The organism is Nocardioides sp. LHD-245 (assembly GCF_030929495.1).
In the GTDB taxonomy this organism is placed as follows: domain Bacteria; phylum Actinomycetota; class Actinomycetes; order Propionibacteriales; family Nocardioidaceae; genus Nocardioides.
The window spans coordinates 72,395-91,078 of the sequence record NZ_JAVFWN010000023.1; the positions used below are offsets into that span (position 1 = coordinate 72,395).

The following is an 18,684-nucleotide window of genomic DNA, read 5'->3' on the forward strand; positions in this document are numbered from 1 at the left end:
TCCTGGTGGGGGGTGGGGCGGGATCAGAGGTGGACGACGGTGAGCTCGGTGAACTCGAGGAGGCCCTCGACACCGAACTCGCGCCCGGAGCCGGAGTGCTTCCAGCCGCCGAAGGGCGCCTCGACGTCGTAGTCGGCGTCGTTGACGAAGACCTGGCCGGCGTCGAACCGGGCGGCCAGGCGCCGGGCCCGGTCGCGGTCGGCGGACCAGACCGCGCCGGACAGGCCGTACGCCGTGCCGTTGGCGATGCGCAGCGCGTCCTCGTCGTCGACGTAGGGGTGGACGACGAGGACCGGGCCGAAGATCTCCCGTTGACTGGCCGGGTCGTCGACGGGCAGGTCGCCGAGCACGACCGGGCGCAGGTAGTGGCCGCCGGACGGCACGTCGGTGACCCGGGTCGCGACCCGCGCGCCGCGGGCGACGGCGCCGGCGACGACCGCCGCGACCCTCGCGTGCTGGTCGGCGCTGATCAGCGGGCCGAGCTCGGTGGCCGGGTCGGTCGGGTCGCCGACGACCATCTCGTCGGCCCGCGCCGCCGCGATCGCGACGGCCTCGTCGAGCCGGTCGGCCGGGACGAGCAGGCGGGTCCAGGCACTGCAGGTCTGCCCGGAGTTGAGCATGCAGGCGTCGACCGACCAGCGCACCGCGCCGTCCAGGTCGGCGTCGTCGCACACGATGCTCGCGGACTTGCCGCCGAGCTCGAGGGTCACCCGGGCCAGATGGTCGACCGCCGAGGCCGCCACCTGCCGGCCGACGGCGGTGGAGCCGGTGAAGGAGACGACGTCGACCTGCTCGTGGGCGACCAGCGGAGCGCCGACCTCGGCGCCCGTGCCGGGCACCAGATTGACGACGCCGGCGGGCAGCCCAGCGCGGACCGCCGCCTCCGCGAACGCGTACGCCGAGAGCGGCGTCAGCTCGGAGGGCTTGTGCACCAGCGTGCACCCGGCGGCCAGCGCCGAGCCGGCCTTGGCGGCGAGCTGGTAGAGCGGGTAGTTCCAGGGCGTGATCAGCGCGGCCACCCCCGCCGACCGCCGGTGCAGGACGAGCTTGCCGTGCTCCTGGACGAACGGGTGGGTACGCGCGTGCCGGGCGGCCGAGGCGAGGATGTCCAGAGACACGTCGACGTGCCAGGTCGCCGCGACCGTGATCGGGGCGCCGACCTCGGCGACGGTCATCGCGACCAGCTCGTCGCGCCGGGCGCGGAGCTCGGCGACGAGCGCGTCGAGGTGATCGGCGCGGGCCGTCGGGGCGAGCGCGGACCAGTCGCCGTGGGCGGCGCGGGCCGCGGCCACGGCCAGCTCGACCTCGGCCGCGCCGCACCGTGCGCCGGAGCCGACGATCGCGCCGGTGGCCGGGTCCTCGACCTCGAGCACCGCTCCCGGGCGGATCCAGTGTCCGCCGACGAGCGCGTCGTCGCGTGACCAGGTCGCGCTCATCGTCCGGCCTCCTCGTCGCCGGGGGTCACGAGCCCGTCCACGGCGAGCAGCCCGTCGGGCGAGACCCGCACCGGGTTGATCTCCAGCTCCGCGACGGCCGGGTCGTCGGCGACGGCGGCGCCGGCGGCCACGATCACCTCGACCAGTGCCTCGACGTCGACCGCGGGCCGGCCCCGCCAGCCGGCGAGCAGCGGGCGGCTGCGCAGGGCGTCGACCATCGCGGTCGCCGTGGCCCGGTCGACGGGAGCCAACTCGGTGCGGACGTCGCGCCACAGCTCCGCCTCGGTGCCGCCGGCACCGACGGTGACGAGCGGCCCGAAGTCGCGGTCGCGGCGGGCGCCGACGAGGAGCTCGACGACGTTCGCGCTGCGGTCCTGCTCCTCGACGACGTACTCGCCGTCGCCGAGCCGGCCGTGCATGGCGGCGAACGCGTCGGCGAGCTCGTCGGCCGAGCCGAGCCCCAGCACCACGCCGCCGTGCTCGCTCTTGTGGGCGAGCCAGCCGGCCTTGAGCACGTACGGCGCGCGCAGCACGCCGGCCGCCGCGCGGGCCTCGCCCACCGTCCCGACGACGACGCCGGGCGGCAGCGGGACGCCGATCCGGCCGAGCAGGTCGCGCGCGGCCCAGTAGCCGGGCCGGACGCCGAGGTCACGCGGCGCGGGCCGGTCGAGGGTGCGGCCCGGGTACGCCGCGAGGTGGTGCGCGCGGGCCACCGCGCGCAGTGCCGACTCGACGGCGGGATAGGTCGGGATGTCGTGCTCCCACATCCGCGCGACCGCGCCGGAGCCGGCACTCATCGTGTGCACGACGAGCGGGACGTGGGAGTCCTGGGCCATCCGGGCGAGCCGGTCGACGACGGCGAGCTCCTGGTCGAGCAGGGCGGGCGTGTCCTCGCCGTAGCAGCCGAGATAGCCCGAGAGCAGCACGGCATCGACCTCGCCGGAGGCGACCAGCCGTTCGCAGAGCGCGGCATAGGTCATCAGGTCGGCCTCGCCGGCGCCGGCGAGGTCGATCGGGTTGGCGACCGAGGCGCCCGCGGGCAGCAGGCCGGCGAGGTCGGCCTGGAGCGCGGCGGAGAAGACCGGGGTGTCCAGCCCGAGCGCGCCCGCGACGTCGGCGGCGACGCCGCCCTGTCCCCCGCTGTCGCTGACGACGGCGACCCGGGCGCCGGCCGGAGCCTCGGCCACCGACAGGAAGCGGGCCACCTCGACCAGTTCGGTCGGCGTGGTCACCCGCACCGCCCCGGCGGCTCGGCACGCGGCGTCGACGACGTCGATCGCCGACGTCATCGAGCCGGTGTGGCTGGCCGCGAGGCGCTTGCTGCCCTCGCTGGCTCCGGTGGCCAGCACCAGGGTGTGCTTGCCCGCGGCGCGCAGCCGTCGCAGGATCCGGACCAGGTCGTCGCCTCCGGCGAAGCTCTCCAGGTAGAGCGCGACGATCCGGGTGGCGTCGTGGTCGATGAGGTCCTCGAGCAGCTCGGGCGCGCGGACGTCGTACTGGTTGCCGACCGAGACAAACCGGGAGACCCCCAGCCCGGCGCGGGCCGCGAGGTTGGCGATCTCGGAGCCGAGCTGGCCGCTCTGGGAGACGATCCCGATCCGGCCCGGGGTGAAGTGCCCCCAGGCAAGCTGCAGGTCGGTGTCGGCGTCGAACAGCCCGAGGCTGTTGGGGCCGATCAGGCGGGCGCCCGCGGCGGCGAGCCGCTCGCGGAGCCGGTCGGCGGCGGCGACGCCCGCGGTGATCGCGAGGAACGCCCGCACCCCCCGCTCGAGGCCCTCCTCGACGACGGCCTCGACGTGCGCGGCCGGCACGCACAGGACGACGAGCTCGGGCGTGCCCGGCAGCGCCGCGACGGACGCGTGCGCCGGGTGGCCCTGCACCTCGCCGGCGGACCGGTTGACCAGCCACACCGTGCGGCGGTGCGTGCCCAGCAGTGCGCCCTGGGCGATCCAGTAGCCCCACTTGGCGGGGTCGTCGGAGGCTCCGACGACGGCCACCGAGCGGGGGTCACGGAACGATCGGAGGGCGCCGAGGCGCGTCCGGTCGGTGGGGGTCTGCACGGTTCTCCCTTTGTTAATTGACTCGTCAGTTAAATACTAGGAGCAAGTGGCCAGCCGGTCAATGCCCGGCGGGACCGTTGCCGATGGGCTCAGCCGACCCGCTCGTCCCGGTAGCCGCCGCGCCCGCAGCGGCGCACGACGAGCTGGGTGCCCAGCCAGTGCACCGCGCCGGCCACGACCAGCGCCGGGATCGAGGCGCCGACGTACTCGAAGCCGCCGTTGGGCTCGTAGTGCACCGGGTGCAGCAGCGCGACGTAGGTGAGGGCACCCAGCGCCACGGCCGCGAACGCGACCCAGTTCCACCCACCCCAGAAGCCGTACGCCGACTGCTGCGGCGGCAGGTAGAGGTCGCGCAGGCTCAGCCGGGCCCGGCGCAGCACGAAGTAGTCGACGACCTGGACGCCGCACATGGGCGCCACGACGATCGCCACCCAGCTCAGGAACCGTCCGTAGTTGTTGTAGACCGACTCCGGGAACAGGCAGATGACCACGACGGGCACCAGGAAGACCGCGCTCAGCACCGGCCATGCGACCCGGCGCACCTTCTGGCTCACGCCGACGATCGCCGAGATGCCGGAGTAGGCCTCCGCGACCATGCTGGTCAGGTTGGCGAACGCGATGAACGCGAGCACGGCCACGCCCATCACCGCGCCGCCGAGCGGGATCATCCACACCGTCGGGTCGTCCGAGCCCAGCGCCAGGGCCGCGAAGACTCCGACGATCGCGGCGACCGACGAGGCCGCGAAGAGACCGAAGGCGTTGGACCAGAAGGACGCGCGCGGGGTGTCGGTCAGCCGGGCCAGGTTGCCGATCATCGGGTACCACGCCAGGCCACCGGCGACGTTGAGCTCGACGGCGAGCATGAAGGCGAGGTGCTGGTCCTCCATGGGGTAGAGCGGCGCCGCGCCCGCGATCTCCGACCACGAGGTGCGCGCGAAGATCAGCACGAGCATGCCGAGGGTGATCGCGATCATCACCGGCGCGGCGATATTGCCGACCTTCCCGACGCGCTCCGGGCCGCCGACCAGCAACACCCAGGCGGCGGCCACGGCGATCAGGGCGAAGACCGCGATCGCGAAGCTGGACGTCGCCAGGCCGGTGTCGGCGATCTCGTCCATCACGTTGGCGACGGCGTGCCCGAACATGATGCCGAGGAGCGCGGTCCACGCCGCCATCACGAGCACCGTCATGACCAGCATGACCGCCTTGGCGCCGACGACGCCGAAGACACTGCGCAGGCCGGTGTACATCTCCACGCCGTACTTCGCCCCCGGCACGCACGGCGCGAGCGCGACCAGCAGGGTGCTGATCCCGTAGCCGATCACGATGGCGGCGATCGCAGCCTCGGCCCCGACGTAGAGCGCGACGGCACCGCCCTGGAGGAAGGCCCAGGTCGCGATCGCCAGGCTCACGTTCATGCCCGAGAACCTGCGGAGGTTCCAGATCCGCTCGGCACGCAGCAGCGGGAGGTCGCTCTCCCCCGCCGCCGCGTCGGTGCCGGCGTGCGTGCCCGGGGCGGTCATCGCGGGTACCCCCAGATCAGCAGGACGACGGCGAGCACGGCCAGGCCGAGCGCGGCGAGGGCGACGTCGCGCGCGGGAAGGTCGTCGAGGACCTGCTCGGGCGAGGCAGGGTCCTCGAGGAGGCGGAGACGGCGCTCCAGCTCCTCGTCGAAGGTCGGGTCAGGCATGTGATTTCCTCTCGTACGAAGGCAGCGGCCCGTGGCGGCCGCCGGCAGGGGTCAGTCGAAGACGACGACGGCGCGGCCGCCGCGGGCGTGGCGCATGTCCTCGAAGGCGTCGATCGCGCCGGGCAGCGTGATCGCGGGACCGACGAGCGCGTCGAGCGGCAGTTCGCCGGCCAGGTAGCGCTCGGCCAGGGCGGGGAAGTCCCGGCTCGCGACGCTCGACCCGTAGTTGCAGCCGAGCAGCCGCTTGCCCTCGGCGGCCAGGGCGTAGGCGTCGAGCGGTACCCGGGCGTCGAGCGGGGTCAGGCCCTCGAGGACGACGGCGCCGCCGGGGTTGACCAGCTCGATCGCCCGGTTGATCGTCTCCACCCGTCCGATCGCCTCGAAGACGTAGTCGAGGCCGTCGGGCGCGGCCTGCGCGATCGCGGCCGCGAGGTCGGGGGCGTCGCCGGGGAGGGCGTGCGTGGCGCCGACCGTGCGAGCCAGCGCGAGCCGGTCGGCGGACAGGTCGATCGCGACGACGGGGTCGGCACCGGCCAGCACCAGGCCCGCGACGGTGGCCTGGCCGACGCCGCCGCAGCCGAGCACGGCTGCCGCCTGGCCCGGGCGCACCCCGGCGGTGTTGAGCACCGCGCCGACCCCGGTGGCGACGCTGCACCCGATGAGGGCGCCGATCGCGAATGGCAGCGCGTCGGGAATCTTGATCGCTGCGGCCTCGGGGACGACGACGTACTCGGCGAGGGCGCCGACGCCGATGAACGGGTAGACCTCGGCGCCGTCCTGGCTGAGCGCGGTGCCGCCGTCGGGCAGCCGGTGCTCGTTGCACATGTTGCCCGTGCAGAGCCACTGCTCGCCGCGCAGGCAGGCGGCACACGCGTGGCAGGGCGGGAACCAGGACAGGACGACGTGATCGCCGACCACGAGTCCGGTGACATCCTCGCCGACCGCCTCCACGATCCCGGCGGCCTCGTGTCCGGGCACCAGCCGCTCGTCCGAGGGCCAGTCGCCGTCGATGAGGTGGAGGTCGGAGTGGCACACGCCCGAGGCCTTCACCTGGACCCGGACCTCGCTCCCCCGCGGCGCACGCAGGGTCAGCTCATGGACCGTCAGGCCGTCGGCGGGTGAATGCACCAGGGCTTGGATGGACAGCGACGTCATCAGGTCCTCACGATCGGTCCGGCCTCGGCCGGGTGGTCACAGGGGTCGGGCCAGAGGCCGTACGGCGTGGCACAGGTCACCGGGAGCGGAGTGACGTGGAGCACGTTATGATTAACTGGACGATCAGTCAATAGAGGAGGACCGGATGCTCGCAGCACTCGCCGACACCGTCCGGCACGGACGCACCACGGCCGAGGAGCTGGTCCGCACGGCCGCCGGGCGGATCGCGGACGCCGAGCCGGCCCTCGGCGCGGTGACGTCGCTCGACGTCGACGGCGCCCTCGCCCGGGCCCGGGAGATCGACGGCGCCCTCTCCCGGGCCCGGGAGATCGACGCCACCCCGGCCGGCACCCCGCTGCTCGGCCTCCCCCTGTTGGTGAAGGACATCGAGGACGTCGGCGGCCGTCCGACGACGTACGGCTCCGTGCCGTTCGCCGACGCCGCCCCGGCCGACGCCGACTCCCCCGTCGTCGCCCGGCTGCGGGCCGCCGGCGCGATCGTGCTCGGGCGGACCAACACCTGCGAGTTCGCCCACGAGGGGTACACCGCCAACCGGCTCCACGGCGCCACCCACAACCCCTGGCAGCCGGCGTGGTCGCCGGGCGGGTCCAGCGGCGGCTCCGCGGCCGCGCTCGCCGCGGGGCTCGTGCCGCTGGCGACCGCCAGCGACGGTGGCGGCTCGGCCCGGATCCCGGCCTCGCTGTGCGGGCTGCTGGGACTCAAGCCGACCAACGGCGTGATCGGCTCCGCGCCGACCCCCGCCTGGATCGACCTGCACACCGACGCGCTGCTGGCCACCGACGCCGCCGACCTGGCACTGCTCCTCGACGTGATCGGCGGCCCGGTCCCCGGCTCCACCGCCCCGGGACCGGTCGCGCTCGCGCCGGCGGCGCCGGTCCGCACCGTGCTGGCCGTCCCCCGCCTGCACGGCAGTGGCGACCTGGGCGGCACCCTCGGCAGCGAGCTCCTCGACGCCACCCGACGCCTGGCCGACGCGCTCGCGGACGCCCAGGGCGCGCAGGTGCGGGTCGTCACCACCTCCGTCGACGAGCTCTTCGCCGCCGCCCCCGACCTGATGCCGCGCTGGGAGCCGGACTGGTACGCCGCCACCTCGGCCGAGCAGGCCCACCTGCTCGGACCCGACGTCGTCCGCCGGCACGCCGACGCCTGGGACCCGTCCTTCCGGGCGGCCCTGGAGCACGGCCTGCAGGTCACCGCCGGCGACTACCTCGCCGTCCGGCGGCGGTGTGCCCACACCCGCGCGGTGCTCGACCACGCGCTGCCGCCGGGAACGCTTCTCGCGACCTGCGTGCTCGACGGACCGGGCTACCGACCCGACGGCCGCGCGCCCGGCCGCGCCGATGCCGGCAGCCCTCATGGGCTGACCCAGACGGTGCTGGCCAACCTCACCGGACATCCCGCGATCTCGCTGCCCGCGGGGCGCGACGACCTCGGCCTGCCCTGGGGACTCCAGGTGCTGGCCGGACGGTGGCAGGACCGGACGCTGCTCCGGATCGCCGCCACCTGGGAACGGTCACAGCCCTGGCCACGGACGGCGCCGGGCTACCGGCCCTTCACACTCCCGATCGCTAGGACGTGACCGCGACGGAATCGACGAACGCCCGGCAGGTCGCCTGCATGTCGGCGAGGCTGATCCCCTCGGCGCCGGCGAGCACCTGGATCGCCAGGCCGTCCATCATCGAGACGTACATGTTGGCGAACAGCTGGGGGTCGGGCACCTCGATCAGCCCCTTCTCCTGCCCCTCGCGCATCGCGTCGAGCACGGCCTGGCGCCACTCGCCGTAGTAGACGTCGTTGACCTGCCCCATCGACGGGTCGCGCAGCGCCGAGATCCACAGCTCCATCCAGACCCGCCACGACCGCACCGAGGCGGGCGAGGACGGCAGGTATGCGTCGGCCAGCGCCCTGAGCCGGGCGACCGGGTCCAGGCCCGGGCTCACCACGGCCTCGCGCCGGATCCGCGACTTCTCGTACTCGAAGCGGAACGCCTCGCGAAGCAGCTCCTCCTTCGAGTCGAAGTAGTAGTGCACCGTGCCGGTGCTGTAGCCCGCCTCCTTAGCGACGTCGACGATCCGCAGGTCGCGGAAGCCCCGCTCGGAGACCACCTCACAGGTCGCCTCGAGGATCTCGCGGCGACGCTCGGCGACGGCGCTGGGGCGGGCCATGTCTCTCCTCACGATTGACTGACGGGTCAGCATACGGCGAGGCCCGCCCCGACCCGGCCGCGGCGGTCGGCCGACGCCACCGGCCCACCCGGCGCGCCGCAAAAAACCGAGCGGCCCCGACCGTCCGCATGCGCTGGTCGGGGCCGCTGTGGCAGGTAGTGGATTCGAACCACTGTAGGCGTTGCCGGCTGATTTACAGTCAGCTCCCTTTGGCCGCTCGGGCAACCTGCCGGGCTTGTCACCCACCCCGCTCCGTGCCTATCGGAAAGGTCCTGAGTTGGATGGTGGGCAACGACGCGAAACAATAGCGCAGCAGTCCCGTCCGACGGAAAATCCCAACCACACGACGCAGGTGAACGCATGGCCGACTCCTCCTTCGACATCGTCAGCAAGATCGACCGCCAGGAGGTCGACAACGCTCTCGGGCAGACCGCCCGCGAGATCGCGACCCGCTTCGACTTCAAGGGCACGGGCGCCACGATCGAGTGGAAGGGCGAGCACGCGATCGAGATCAGCGCGTCCGCCGACGACCGCGCCAGCGCCGTGCTCAGCGTCTTCCAGGACAAGCTGATCAAGCGCAACCAGTCGCTGAAGATCCTCGACGCCTCCGAGCCGCGCCCGTCCGGCCAGGTGTCGAAGATCGGGATCACCCTCAAGGAGGGGATCAGCTCCGAGGACGCCAAGAAGGTCTCCAAGCTGATCCGCGACGAGGGCCCCAAGGGCGTCAAGGCGCAGATCCAGGGCGACGAGCTGCGCGTCTCGTCGAAGAAGCGCGACGACCTCCAGGCCGTCCAGGCCCTGGTCAAGGCGCAGGACTACGACTTCGCGGTCCAGTTCACCAACTACCGCTGACGCCGACCGCCCCATGCCCCGTCCCGACCGCTACCTGGTCGGCGCGATCACCCTCGCGATCCTGATGGTCGCGCTGGTGATCGGCGTCGGCGTGGCGTTCGCGTACGACGCCGGCTCCGCGCGGCGCACCCCGCTGGCCGAGGCGACCGGCGTGGCCCCCGCCGTCACGGGGGCCGCCCCGGCCCGGCCGGCCGCGCCCACCCTGCCGGCGACCGCACCCGACCCGTACCGTCCCGACGACGCCTGGCTGGCCCAGGTGGCGGGGCGCACCGCGATCCCGGTGCGGGCGCTCACGGCGTACGCACGGGCCCATCTGCGCGCCGCCGCCGAGCAGCCGGGCTGCCGGGTGGCGTGGAACAGCCTGGCCGCGATCGGCGGCATCGAGTCCACCCACGGCAGCGTGCACGGCTCGGTCCTCGGTGAGGACGGCATGGCCCGGCCGGCGATCCTCGGTCCGGTGCTCGACGGCGGCGCGTTCGGAGCGGTCCGCGACACCGACGACGGGGCCCTCGACGGCGACGACACCTGGGACCGGGCCCTCGGGCCGCTGCAGTTCATCCCGTCCACGTGGCAGCGCTGGGGCGCCGACGGCAACGGCGACGGCGTGGCCGATCCCCACCAGATCGACGACGCGGCGCTGGCGGCCGCGCGCTACCTGTGCCATGCCGGCGACATCGCCGACCCCGACGCCTGGCGGCGCGCGATCTTCAGCTTCAACCACTCCGACGCCTATGTCGCCGACATCGCCGACCTGGCGAACGTCTACGCGTCCCGCGCCGCGTCCAGCTGATCCACGACGTACTCCGCGATCGCCAGGCTGGAGGTCGCCGCCGGCGACGGCGCGTTGCGGATCGCGGTCACGCCGTCGGCGCGGTGGATCACGAAGTCGTCGACGAGCGAGCCGTCCGCCTCGACGGCCTGGGCGCGCAGCCCGAGCCCGGCGCGGGTGACGTCCGCGGCCCCGATGGCGGGCACATAGCGCTGGGCCGTGCGCATGTACGCCGCGCCCGACAGCACGCCCCGCAGCTCACCTGCGCCGGTGCGCCAGTGCCGGCGCGCGAACCGCCAGAAGCCGCCGTACGCCAGCGTGGCGGCGAGATCGCGGGCCGAGACCGAGGCGCGGCCGTAGCGGTCGCGGCTGAGCGCGAGGAAGGCGTTCGGCCCCACCTCCAGGCCGCCGCCGACCCGGCGGGTGAAGTGCACGCCGAGGAACGGGTACGCCGGATCGGGCACCGGATAGACCATGCCCCGCACGAGGTCCTGCTTGGCCGGCGCGACCGCCATGTACTCGCCCCGGAAGGGCACGATCCGCGGCGTAGCGGGCCCACCGACCAGCCGGCCGAGCCGGTCGGACTGGAGTCCGCCGCACAGCACCAGCTCGTCCACCCGGTGCCGCCCGGTCGCCGTACCGACCTCGAGGGCGCCAGGCACCCGGTCGACGGCGGTGACCTGGGCGCCCAGGTGCACCGCTCCCCCGGCCGCGACGATCTCGGTGGCCAGCGCCTCGGCGACGGCCACGTAGTCGGTGATCGCGGTGTGCGGCGAGTGCAGCGCGGCGAGGCCGGCCGCGTGCGGCTCGATCTCGTGGATCGCCGCGGCGTCGAGACGGCGCAGCCCCGGCACGCCGTTCTCGCGCGCCGTCCGCGCCAGCGCCTCGAACCGCGGCAGCTCGGTCTCGTCGACCGCGACGACCAGCTTGCCGCACTCGTCGTACGCGATGGCATGCTCCGCGCAGTACTCACGCATCAGCGCCCGGCCACGCGTGCACAGCTCCGCCTTGAGGCTCCCGGGCCGGTAGTAGATGCCGGCGTGCACGACCCCGGAGTTGTGGCCCGTCTGGTGCGCGGCGAGCCGCGCCTCCTTCTCCAGGACCACCACCGTCACGCCCGGCCGCCGCCGGACCAGCTCCCGGCCCACGGCGAGGCCGAGGATCCCGCCGCCGACGATCCCGATCGTGCCCGTGCCCACGGAACCATCCTCCCCGACGCGCCGCTCGGCCATGATGGGCCCATGAACCCCTCCGCGCGGATCGACATCGACGCGCCGCTGGACGTCGTCTGGGCGGTCATGACCGACACCGAGCGGTACGCCGAGTGGAATCCCTTCGTCGAACGCGCCGAGACGGCGCAGCCGCCCGCCGTCGGGAACCCGATCGTGCTGCACGTGGTCTGGGCGAACGGCGGCCGCACCCGCTCGCCCGAGCGGATCACCGCGCTCGACGCCCCGGTCACCGACCCGGCCACCGGTACGACGACCGCGCTGATGTCCTACGTCTACGAGGGCCTGCCCGCGCGGCTGGGCCTGGTCAGGGGCGTGCGCCACCAGCGCCTCACGCAGCGGCCGGGCGGGCCCACGACGTACGAGACCGTCGAGGAGTTCCGCGGCCCGCTCGTCCGCCTCGCCGGGCCGGGGCGCGTGGCCGACGGCTTCCGCCGCCACGCCGAGGGCCTCAGAGCGGAGGCGGAGCGGGCGGCTGCTTCGCCGCGGGAGGGATGAGCTCGGAGGCGTTCTTCGCCGCCCACAGCGCGAACCCGAACACCGCCGCGCCGCAGACGATGTCGACCACGACGTGCGTCTGGCGCCACCAGACCATGTCCGTGGCGCCCGGCACGGTGTAGTGCGCGACGCCGATCAGGCCGGACAGGGAGTACCCGGTCAGCGCGACCGCGGCGGTCGTGATGTGTCGGCGGAACCACAGCAGCAGGCCCACCGCACCGAACGCGGTGAAGACGAACCAGCCGACCGCCACCAGCGTCGCGGACGGCGCGGGCACCGCCGCGTCGGGATCGGGCACCGGATAGTCGTCGTAGTTGACGTAGTTGTCGACGTAGTGCACGACCGACACCAGCACCGCGATCCCGAGCAGCCAGCACAGCACGCGTGTCGCCCGCAGATAGCTCACCGGTCCAGACTAGGAGACGGCACCGGGCGACACCGCACTTGTAACTAAGTGTTACGTCATCCACCCGGGTGCTGTGGCTCCGTTTTCGGCACCACAGCGCCCGGGTAGATGACGTAACACTTAGTTACAAGGGGGCATGGCCTCAGGCCGAGGCGACTCCGAGGACGGGTACGGCCGTCGCGCCGGTGGTCGGACTCAGCCAGACCCTGCTGCCGAGCTCCAGGTCGAGCGCCCGGGCGTGGGTGCGGGAGAGGACGACCAGGACCGGCTCCTCCTGCCCCTCGACGTCGACCGTGAGCCGCACCTCGAAGCCGACCCGCAGCGCGCGGAGGACGACACCGGCCGACGACCCGGGTACGCCGGGCGTGACCGCGACCTCGATGTCGTGGGGGCGCAGCCGCAGCGGCCCGAGCCGGGTCACCGCGCCGAGGAAGCCCATCACGAAGTCGTTCGCGGGCTCGTCGTAGAGCTCGTCGGGGCTGCCGATCTGCTCGATCCGCCCCTCGTTGATCACCACGATCTCGTCGGCGACCTCCAGGGCCTCCTCCTGGTCGTGGGTCACGAAGACCGTGGTCACGTGCACTTCGTCGTGCAGCCGCCGCAGCCAGTCGCGCAGCTCCTTGCGGACCTTCGCGTCGAGCGCGCCGAACGGCTCGTCCAGCAGGAGCACCGAGGGCTCGACGGCGAGGGCCCGCGCCAGCGCGAGCCGCTGGCGCTGGCCGCCGGAGAGCTGCGACGGCAGCCGGTGCGCGAACTGCGAGAGGTGCACGAGCTCGAGCAGCTCGGCCACCTTGGCCTTCACCTCGGCCTTGGGCCGCTTGCGGATCTCCAGGCCGAAGGCGACGTTCTTGGCCACCGTCATGTGCTTGAACACGGCGTAGTGCTGGAACACGAAGCCGACGTTGCGCTTCTGCGGCGGCAGCTTCGTGGCGTCCACGCCCTCGATCTCCACGGAGCCGCCGTCGGTGGACTCCAGGCCCGCGATGATCCGCAGCAGGGTCGACTTGCCGCCACCGCTGGGACCGAGCAGGGCCGTCAGCTGGCCCGTGGGCAGGGACACGTTGATGTCGTCGAGGGCGATGAAGTCGCCGTAGCGCTTGCCGACACCCCGTACTTCGATACTCATGAATGATCCTCCTTGCGGATCAGGGAGACGACCACGAGGGCCAGCACGGAGGCCAGCACGAGCACGAAGGCAGCGGCGTACGCCGTGGGCTCCTCGTAGTTGGTGTAGCGGTTCTGGATGAGGAGGGTGGCGGTCTCGCCACGGAACTCGGCGCCGGGGCTGACGATCTTGACCGCTCCGAACTCGCCGAGCGAGCGGGCCATGCTCAGCACGACGCCGTACACCACCGCCCACTTGATGCTGGGCAGGGTGATCCGGCGGAAGGTCTGCCAGCCGTTGGCCCCGAGGCTGTGGGCGGCCATCTCGGCGTCGGCGCCGATCTCCTCGAGCACCGGCACGATCTCGCGGATCACCAGCGGGAGGCTGACGAAGGCCGTGGCCATGATCAGTCCCGGCGTGGTCCCGATGACGTAGAAGCCGACCGACGCCAGCGCCTCGCCGAACCAGCCCTTTCCGGTGCTGTAGGCGAGCACCAGGGCCAGGCCGACGACGACCGGGGAGACCGACATCGGCAGGTCGACGAGCACCGAGAGGATGCGCCGGCCCGGGAACTGGTAGCGGACGAGGAGCAGCGAGATCCCCACGCCGAAGAGCGTGTTGATGAGCACGGCCCAGAACGCCACGGTGACGGTCAGGTTGAACGCGTAGGTCACCGACGGGTCGCTGAGTCGCTCCCAGAAAGCCCCGACGCCGCCCTCGTCGCCGACGTCCGCCGGAGCGAAGGTCTGCTGGGCGACCTCGAAGAGGGGCCAGATCACCAGCACGGCGAGATAGGCGATCACGAACGCCCGCAGCAGGTAGGTCACGGGCCCCTTGCGGGCCCGGATCTGTCGGGTGTCAGCCACGGCGGGCCACCCGCCTCGAGATCAGGTCGAGGATCACGATCGTGACGATGGCGACGACCAGCAGCAGGACGGCGACGGCCGCGGCCCCGGCCTGGTTGTCGCCCTCGAGGAACTTGAGGATCTTCAGCGACGCGACCTCGGTCTCGTAGGGCGTGTTGCCGGAGATGAGGACGAGGGAGCCGAACTCGCTGATCGCCCGCGCGAAACCGAGCGACGAGCCGGCCGCGATCGCCGGCACCAGGCTGGGCAGGATGATCCGCCGGAAGGTGGTGACCCGCGACGCGCCGAGGGACGCCGCCGCCTCCTCGACGTCGGCGTCGAGCTCGATGAGCACCGGTTGGACGGTGCGGACGACGAAGGGCAGGGTCACGAACAGCAACGCCAGGAAGATGCCCTGCCGGGTGTTCACGATGTTGATGCCCATCGGGCTCTCGGGTCCCCAGAGACTGAGCAGGACCAGGCCGGCGACGATGGTCGGGAGCGCGAACGGGATGTCGATGACGACGTCGAGGATCCGCTTGCCCGGGAACTGGTCGCGGACCAGCACCCAGGCGACGATGGTGCCGATCACGGCGTTCACCGCCGTCACCAGCAGTGCCTCGACCACGGTCAGCCGCAGGGCCGCGAAGGTCTGGGCGTCGGCCAGGGTGCTCCAGAAGCGGTCGAAGCCACCGTCGGCAGCGGCCCCCACGACCGCGGCGAGCGGCAGCAGGACGAGGACGCTGAACCAGACCAGCGCGACCCCCAGCCCCACCCCGGAGGTAGGCGTGAGGCGGAACAGCCCGCCGGGCCGGCTCGTGGTGCGAGCCGGCCCGGACGGAGCGACGAGGGTGTCCGTCACTGCTTGGTCGCCTCGGCGTACAGCTGGTCGAAGCGGAGCTTCTCGCCGTCCTTGCCGAACCACTCGGCGTTGATGGCGCTCCACCCGCCCAGATCGGCGGCCGTGCTCAGCGACGTCGGCGTCGGGAACGGGTCGGCCGGGTCGTTGGCCCCCTCGACCTCGATGCCGGAGATGTCCAGGTCCCCGACGGGCCGGAAGCCCTTCGACACGAAGGCGGTCTGGCCCGCGTCGCTGAGGATGAAGTCCAGCCAGTCCCGCGCGACCGGGCTGGCGTCCTTCAGGACCGCGCCCGGGTTCTCGATGAGGAAGGTGTGATCCGGGACGATGTAGTCCAGGTCCTCGCCGTTCTGCTTGGCGAGGATGGCCTCGTTCTCATAGGTGAGCAGCACATTGCCGACACCCTTCTTGAAGGCCTCGGTCGCCTCGCGTCCGCTGGCGGCCCAGGTGGTGACGTTGGCGAAGACCTTCTTCAAGAAGGCGTCCGCCTCCTCCTCGGTCGCGCCGTTCTGCTTGGCGTAGGTGTAGAGCGCGAGGATGTTCCACTTCGCCGAGCCGGAGCTGGCCGGGTCCGGGGTGACGATCTTGACGTCGTCGCGGGTGAGGTCGTCCCAGTCCTCGATGCCGAGCGGGTTGCCCGCCTCGGTCGCGATCACGGCGACCGAGCTGGAGACGATGCCCTGGGTCGGACCGGCGTTCCAGTCGTCGGCGACGAGACCGGCGTCGACCAGCCGGGTCAGATCGGGCTCGAGGGAGAAGACGACGTAGTCGACGTCCTTGCCCTTGGTGTCCACGACCTTGCGGCTCTGGTCGCCCGAGGCGCCGTACGAGCCGGAGAAGGTCACGTCCTTGCCCGCTTCGGTCTTGGCGAACTCCGCGGCGGCGGCCTTGTTGCCTGCCTCCGGCACCGCGAAGCCGACGATGTTGACCCGCTCCCCGTCGTCGCTGCCGCTCCCGCTGCCGCCGTCGGCGCTCGCGCAGGCGGTCAGCGCCAACGCTCCGGTGACCGCCAGGGCCGCGGCCTTGATGACTCGCTTCATCGCACTCATTCCTTGCTGTTCGGGCCGGCCTCTCGGGGGCCAGTTCCATCAAACTAGACTGGAATAATACATATTAGCGAGTTACGCGACTCACTCTTAGACAAATCGACGAGTCGCCATGGCCGACATCACAGGCCGGCAGCGCTCCCGACAGCGCCCATCAGGCGGCACGGCGACCGGTACGCCGGGGCGGCGGACTATCGTGGTGAGCGTTCGTCGAGCCGCGTCGATCAAGGCGGCCGGCGCGAGCAGGACAGGTGTCCACCCGAAAAGTGGAACGTGTTCTAGATTGGCTCTAGAATCGGCCCACCTGAAGCTGTCATCGCGCGCGAGGCTTCCGTCGATGTCGAGAGAAGTGGAGCAGGTGTGAGCCAGACCAAGCAGGTCAAGCAGCTGGACCGGGTGATCATCCGGTTCGCCGGGGACTCCGGCGATGGCATGCAGTTGACCGGTGACCGGTTCACCCAGGAGTCGGCCGTGTTCGGCAACGACCTGGTGACCCTGCCCAACTTCCCCGCCGAGATCCGCGCCCCGCAGGGCACGATCCCCGGGGTCAGCTCGTTCCAGATCCACTTCGCCGACCACGACATCCTGACCGCGGGCGACCGGCCCGACGTGCTGGTCGCGATGAACCCGGCGGCGTTGAAGGCCAACCTGGCCGACCTGCCCAAGGGCGCGACGATCATCGTGGACTCCCACGACTTCACCAAGCGCAACCTCGACAAGGCCGGCTACGCCACCAACCCGCTCGACAAGCTCGGCGAGGTCGACGACCCGCTGGCCGGCTTCCAGGTCCAGCCCGTCGACCTCACCGGCATCACGGTCGCTGCCGTGGCCGAGTTCGGCCTGTCCCGCAAGGACGCCGCCCGGGCCAAGAACATGTTCGCCCTGGGCCTGCTGTCGTGGATGTACGGCCGCCCGACCGAGCCGACCATCGCCTTCCTGGAGCGCAAGTTCTCGAAGGTCGCCGACATCCTCGGCGCCAACATCGCCGCGTTCAAGGCCGGCTGGAACTACGGCGAGACGACCGAGACGTTCGTCGTCCAGTACGAGATCAAGCCCGCGAAGATGCGGTCCGGGACCTACCGCAACATCACCGGCAACCTGGCGCTGTCCTACGGCCTGGTCGCCGCCGGCGTCCGGTCGAAGCTCCCCGTGTTCCTGGGGTCCTACCCGATCACCCCGGCCTCCGACATCCTCCACGAGCTGTCCAAGCACAAGGGCTTCGGCGTGACCACGCTGCAGGCCGAGGACGAGATCGCCGGCATCGGCGCCGCCATCGGCGCCGCGTTCGCGGGTTCCCTCGGTGTGACCACCACCTCCGGGCCCGGCATCGCGTTGAAGTCCGAGGCGATCGGCCTGGCCGTGATGACCGAGCTCCCCCTGGTCGTGATCAACGTCCAACGCGGCGGGCCGTCCACCGGCCTGCCCACCAAGACCGAGCAGGCCGACCTGCTCCAGGCCATGTACGGCCGCAACGGCGAGGCACCGGTCCCGATCGTGGCCCCCCAGTCGCCCGGCGACTGCTTCGCCGCGGCCGTCGAGGCCGCCCGGATCGCGATCACCTACCGCACCCCGGTCTTCCTGCTCTCCGACGGCTACCTCGCCAACGGCTCCGAGCCCTGGGAGATCCCGGACGTCGCGGACCTCCCGCTCATCGACGCGAACTTCGCCACCGAGACCAACCACGCCTCGGCGAAGAGCACCGACGGCCAACCTGACGAGTTCTGGCCCTACCTGCGCGACGAGGACACCCTCGCCCGCCCCTGGGCGATCCCCGGCACCCCCGGTCTCGAGCACCGCATCGGCGGCCTCGAGAAGGGAGAGGGCCACGGCAACATCTCCTACGACTCAGCCAACCACGACCGGATGGTCCGGATCCGCCAGGAGAAGGTCGACCGGATCGCCGACAGCCTCCCCCCGCTCGAGATCGACGACCCCTCGGGCAAGGCGAAGGTCCTCGTGATCGGCTGGGGCTCGACGTACGGCCCGATCGGCGCCGCGTGCCGCCGCGTGCGCCGCGCGGGCCACAACGTGGCGCAGGTCCACCTGCGCCACCTCAACCCGTTCCCCAAGGACCTCGGGACGATCCTGAAGTCCTACGACAAGGTGCTGGTCCCCGAGATGAACCTCGGCCAGCTCTCCAAGATGCTCCGCGCCGAATACCTCGTCGACGCGATCGGCTACAACCACGTCTACGGTCTGCCCCTCAAGGCCGCCGAGCTCGCCGAGGCCGTCGGCGCACTCGTCGGCCAGGCCGAGGGCAGGGATGTCGATCTCGGCGAGCACGGACTCAACCCCCCTGCCGACCACGAGGAGGCACCCGTCAAATGACGACCATCGATCTTCCGCTCCCCGGTGCCCGCACCGGCACCGAGCTGGTACCCGCCGTCGAGGAGGGCGTGACCCAGAGCGCCAAGGAGTTCACCTCCGACCAGGAGGTCCGCTGGTGCCCCGGCTGCGGCGACTACGCCGTCCTCAAAGCCGTCCAGTCCTTCCTCCCCGACCTCGGCCTACGCCGCGAGAACATCGTCTTCATCTCCGGCATCGGCTG

Annotated in this window: 17 protein-coding genes, 1 tRNA gene and 1 pseudogene; 6 read left to right on the forward strand and 13 right to left on the reverse strand. The window is 72.3% G+C overall.

All coding sequences use genetic code 11. From position 1 onward, the window contains the following. Positions 1 to 23: 23 nt before the first annotated feature. The 5 genes from RB608_RS26620 to RB608_RS26640 form a co-directional block, all read right to left on the reverse strand. On the reverse strand, positions 24 to 1,436 hold the full coding sequence (locus tag RB608_RS26620) for an aldehyde dehydrogenase family protein (RefSeq protein WP_308091123.1): 1,413 nt from the start codon (positions 1,434 to 1,436) through the stop codon (positions 24 to 26). After that, positions 1,433 to 3,496 carry an acetate--CoA ligase family protein gene (locus RB608_RS26625; protein WP_308091124.1) on the reverse strand — a complete coding sequence of 688 codons (2,064 nt, stop codon included), beginning with the start codon at positions 3,494 to 3,496 and terminating at the stop codon, positions 1,433 to 1,435. The genes RB608_RS26620 and RB608_RS26625 overlap by 4 nt, the downstream gene beginning before the upstream one ends. Before the next feature lie 89 nt (positions 3,497 to 3,585). Then, positions 3,586 to 5,019, reverse strand: coding sequence for a cytosine permease (locus RB608_RS26630; RefSeq protein ID WP_308091125.1), 1,434 nt, complete (start codon positions 5,017 to 5,019; stop codon positions 3,586 to 3,588). Next, positions 5,016 to 5,186: a hypothetical protein gene (locus RB608_RS26635; RefSeq protein WP_308091126.1), complete on the reverse strand. Its 171-nt coding sequence runs from the start codon at positions 5,184 to 5,186 to the stop codon at positions 5,016 to 5,018. Before RB608_RS26635 ends, RB608_RS26630 begins: the two co-directional genes overlap by 4 nt. A 51-nt stretch (positions 5,187 to 5,237) precedes the next feature. After that, positions 5,238 to 6,341 (reverse strand): alcohol dehydrogenase catalytic domain-containing protein, encoded by a 1,104-nt coding sequence (locus tag RB608_RS26640; RefSeq protein ID WP_308091127.1) that lies wholly within the window; start codon positions 6,339 to 6,341, stop codon positions 5,238 to 5,240. Positions 6,342 to 6,486: 145 nt separating this feature from the next. On the opposite strand from RB608_RS26640, the gene RB608_RS26645 reads away from it, so the two are divergent. Continuing rightward, positions 6,487 to 7,941, forward strand: coding sequence for an amidase (locus RB608_RS26645; RefSeq protein ID WP_308091128.1), 1,455 nt, complete (start codon positions 6,487 to 6,489; stop codon positions 7,939 to 7,941). Here RB608_RS26645 and RB608_RS26650 read toward each other — a convergent pair. Continuing rightward, the gene (locus RB608_RS26650; RefSeq protein ID WP_308091129.1) at positions 7,931 to 8,527 is read right to left on the reverse strand and encodes a TetR/AcrR family transcriptional regulator; all 597 of its coding nucleotides are present in this window, start codon (positions 8,525 to 8,527) and stop codon (positions 7,931 to 7,933) included. The two genes, RB608_RS26645 and RB608_RS26650, sit on opposite strands and share 11 nt — an antisense overlap. Positions 8,528 to 8,676: 149 nt before the next feature. Beyond that, positions 8,677 to 8,758, reverse strand: a tRNA-Tyr gene (locus RB608_RS26655). 129 nt (positions 8,759 to 8,887) lie between these two features. Between RB608_RS26655 and RB608_RS26660 the strand changes: the two genes are divergently transcribed. Together RB608_RS26660 and RB608_RS26665 are read left to right on the forward strand one after the other, a co-directional pair. Next, positions 8,888 to 9,379 (forward strand): YajQ family cyclic di-GMP-binding protein, encoded by a 492-nt coding sequence (locus RB608_RS26660; protein WP_308091130.1) that lies wholly within the window; start codon positions 8,888 to 8,890, stop codon positions 9,377 to 9,379. 13 nt (positions 9,380 to 9,392) lie between these two features. Beyond that, positions 9,393 to 10,169, forward strand: coding sequence for a lytic murein transglycosylase (locus RB608_RS26665; RefSeq protein ID WP_308091131.1), 777 nt, complete (start codon positions 9,393 to 9,395; stop codon positions 10,167 to 10,169). Here RB608_RS26665 and lhgO read toward each other — a convergent pair. Further along, positions 10,142 to 11,347: an L-2-hydroxyglutarate oxidase gene (lhgO, locus tag RB608_RS26670; protein ID WP_308091132.1), complete on the reverse strand. Its 1,206-nt coding sequence runs from the start codon at positions 11,345 to 11,347 to the stop codon at positions 10,142 to 10,144. The two genes, RB608_RS26665 and lhgO, sit on opposite strands and share 28 nt — an antisense overlap. Before the next feature lie 42 nt (positions 11,348 to 11,389). Between lhgO and RB608_RS26675 the strand changes: the two genes are divergently transcribed. Next, positions 11,390 to 11,875, forward strand: coding sequence for an SRPBCC domain-containing protein (locus RB608_RS26675; protein WP_308091133.1), 486 nt, complete (start codon positions 11,390 to 11,392; stop codon positions 11,873 to 11,875). On the opposite strand, the gene RB608_RS26680 is transcribed toward RB608_RS26675, so the two are convergent. The 5 genes from RB608_RS26680 to RB608_RS26700 form a co-directional block, all read right to left on the reverse strand. Further along, the gene (locus RB608_RS26680; protein WP_308091134.1) at positions 11,829 to 12,281 is read right to left on the reverse strand and encodes a hypothetical protein; all 453 of its coding nucleotides are present in this window, start codon (positions 12,279 to 12,281) and stop codon (positions 11,829 to 11,831) included. The genes RB608_RS26675 and RB608_RS26680 overlap by 47 nt on opposite strands. 142 nt (positions 12,282 to 12,423) lie before the next feature. Continuing rightward, the gene (locus tag RB608_RS26685) at positions 12,424 to 13,407 is read right to left on the reverse strand and encodes a sulfate ABC transporter ATP-binding protein (RefSeq protein ID WP_308091135.1); all 984 of its coding nucleotides are present in this window, start codon (positions 13,405 to 13,407) and stop codon (positions 12,424 to 12,426) included. Then, complete coding sequence (locus RB608_RS26690; RefSeq protein ID WP_308091136.1) at positions 13,404 to 14,252, reverse strand: sulfate ABC transporter permease subunit; 849 nt, start codon at positions 14,250 to 14,252, stop codon at positions 13,404 to 13,406. The genes RB608_RS26685 and RB608_RS26690 overlap by 4 nt, the downstream gene beginning before the upstream one ends. Next, the gene (gene cysT / locus RB608_RS26695) at positions 14,245 to 15,093 is read right to left on the reverse strand and encodes a sulfate ABC transporter permease subunit CysT (RefSeq protein ID WP_308091137.1); all 849 of its coding nucleotides are present in this window, start codon (positions 15,091 to 15,093) and stop codon (positions 14,245 to 14,247) included. Before cysT ends, RB608_RS26690 begins: the two co-directional genes overlap by 8 nt. Beyond that, positions 15,090 to 16,130: an extracellular solute-binding protein gene (locus RB608_RS26700; RefSeq protein ID WP_308091138.1), complete on the reverse strand. Its 1,041-nt coding sequence runs from the start codon at positions 16,128 to 16,130 to the stop codon at positions 15,090 to 15,092. Before RB608_RS26700 ends, cysT begins: the two co-directional genes overlap by 4 nt. A gap of 321 nt (positions 16,131 to 16,451) precedes the next feature. On the opposite strand from RB608_RS26700, the gene RB608_RS26705 reads away from it, so the two are divergent. Both RB608_RS26705 and RB608_RS26710 read left to right on the forward strand, forming a co-directional pair. Beyond that, the gene (locus RB608_RS26705; RefSeq protein ID WP_392391062.1) at positions 16,452 to 18,464 is read left to right on the forward strand and encodes a 2-oxoacid:acceptor oxidoreductase subunit alpha; all 2,013 of its coding nucleotides are present in this window, start codon (positions 16,452 to 16,454) and stop codon (positions 18,462 to 18,464) included. Further along, a pseudogene (locus tag RB608_RS26710) lies at positions 18,461 to 18,684 on the forward strand (2-oxoacid:ferredoxin oxidoreductase subunit beta); the annotation flags it as partial. The gene RB608_RS26705 and the pseudogene RB608_RS26710, both read left to right, overlap by 4 nt.

What these genes read in the sequence shown, in the direction of transcription:
- RB608_RS26620 (WP_308091123.1), bottom strand. Translation starts at nt 1,436, where the DNA reads ATGAGCGCGACCTGGTCACGCGACGACGCGCTCGTCGGCGGACACTGG.
- RB608_RS26630 (WP_308091125.1), bottom strand. Translation starts at nt 5,019, where the DNA reads ATGACCGCCCCGGGCACGCACGCCGGCACCGACGCGGCGGCGGGGGAG.
- RB608_RS26635 (WP_308091126.1), bottom strand. Translation starts at nt 5,186, where the DNA reads ATGCCTGACCCGACCTTCGACGAGGAGCTGGAGCGCCGTCTCCGCCTC.
- RB608_RS26640 (WP_308091127.1), bottom strand. Translation starts at nt 6,341, where the DNA reads ATGACGTCGCTGTCCATCCAAGCCCTGGTGCATTCACCCGCCGACGGC.
- RB608_RS26645 (WP_308091128.1), top strand. Translation starts at nt 6,487, where the DNA reads ATGCTCGCAGCACTCGCCGACACCGTCCGGCACGGACGCACCACGGCC.
- RB608_RS26650 (WP_308091129.1), bottom strand. Translation starts at nt 8,527, where the DNA reads ATGGCCCGCCCCAGCGCCGTCGCCGAGCGTCGCCGCGAGATCCTCGAG.
- RB608_RS26660 (WP_308091130.1), top strand. Translation starts at nt 8,888, where the DNA reads ATGGCCGACTCCTCCTTCGACATCGTCAGCAAGATCGACCGCCAGGAG.
- RB608_RS26665 (WP_308091131.1), top strand. Translation starts at nt 9,393, where the DNA reads ATGCCCCGTCCCGACCGCTACCTGGTCGGCGCGATCACCCTCGCGATC.
- RB608_RS26675 (WP_308091133.1), top strand. Translation starts at nt 11,390, where the DNA reads ATGAACCCCTCCGCGCGGATCGACATCGACGCGCCGCTGGACGTCGTC.
- RB608_RS26685 (WP_308091135.1), bottom strand. Translation starts at nt 13,407, where the DNA reads ATGAGTATCGAAGTACGGGGTGTCGGCAAGCGCTACGGCGACTTCATC.
- RB608_RS26700 (WP_308091138.1), bottom strand. Translation starts at nt 16,130, where the DNA reads ATGAAGCGAGTCATCAAGGCCGCGGCCCTGGCGGTCACCGGAGCGTTG.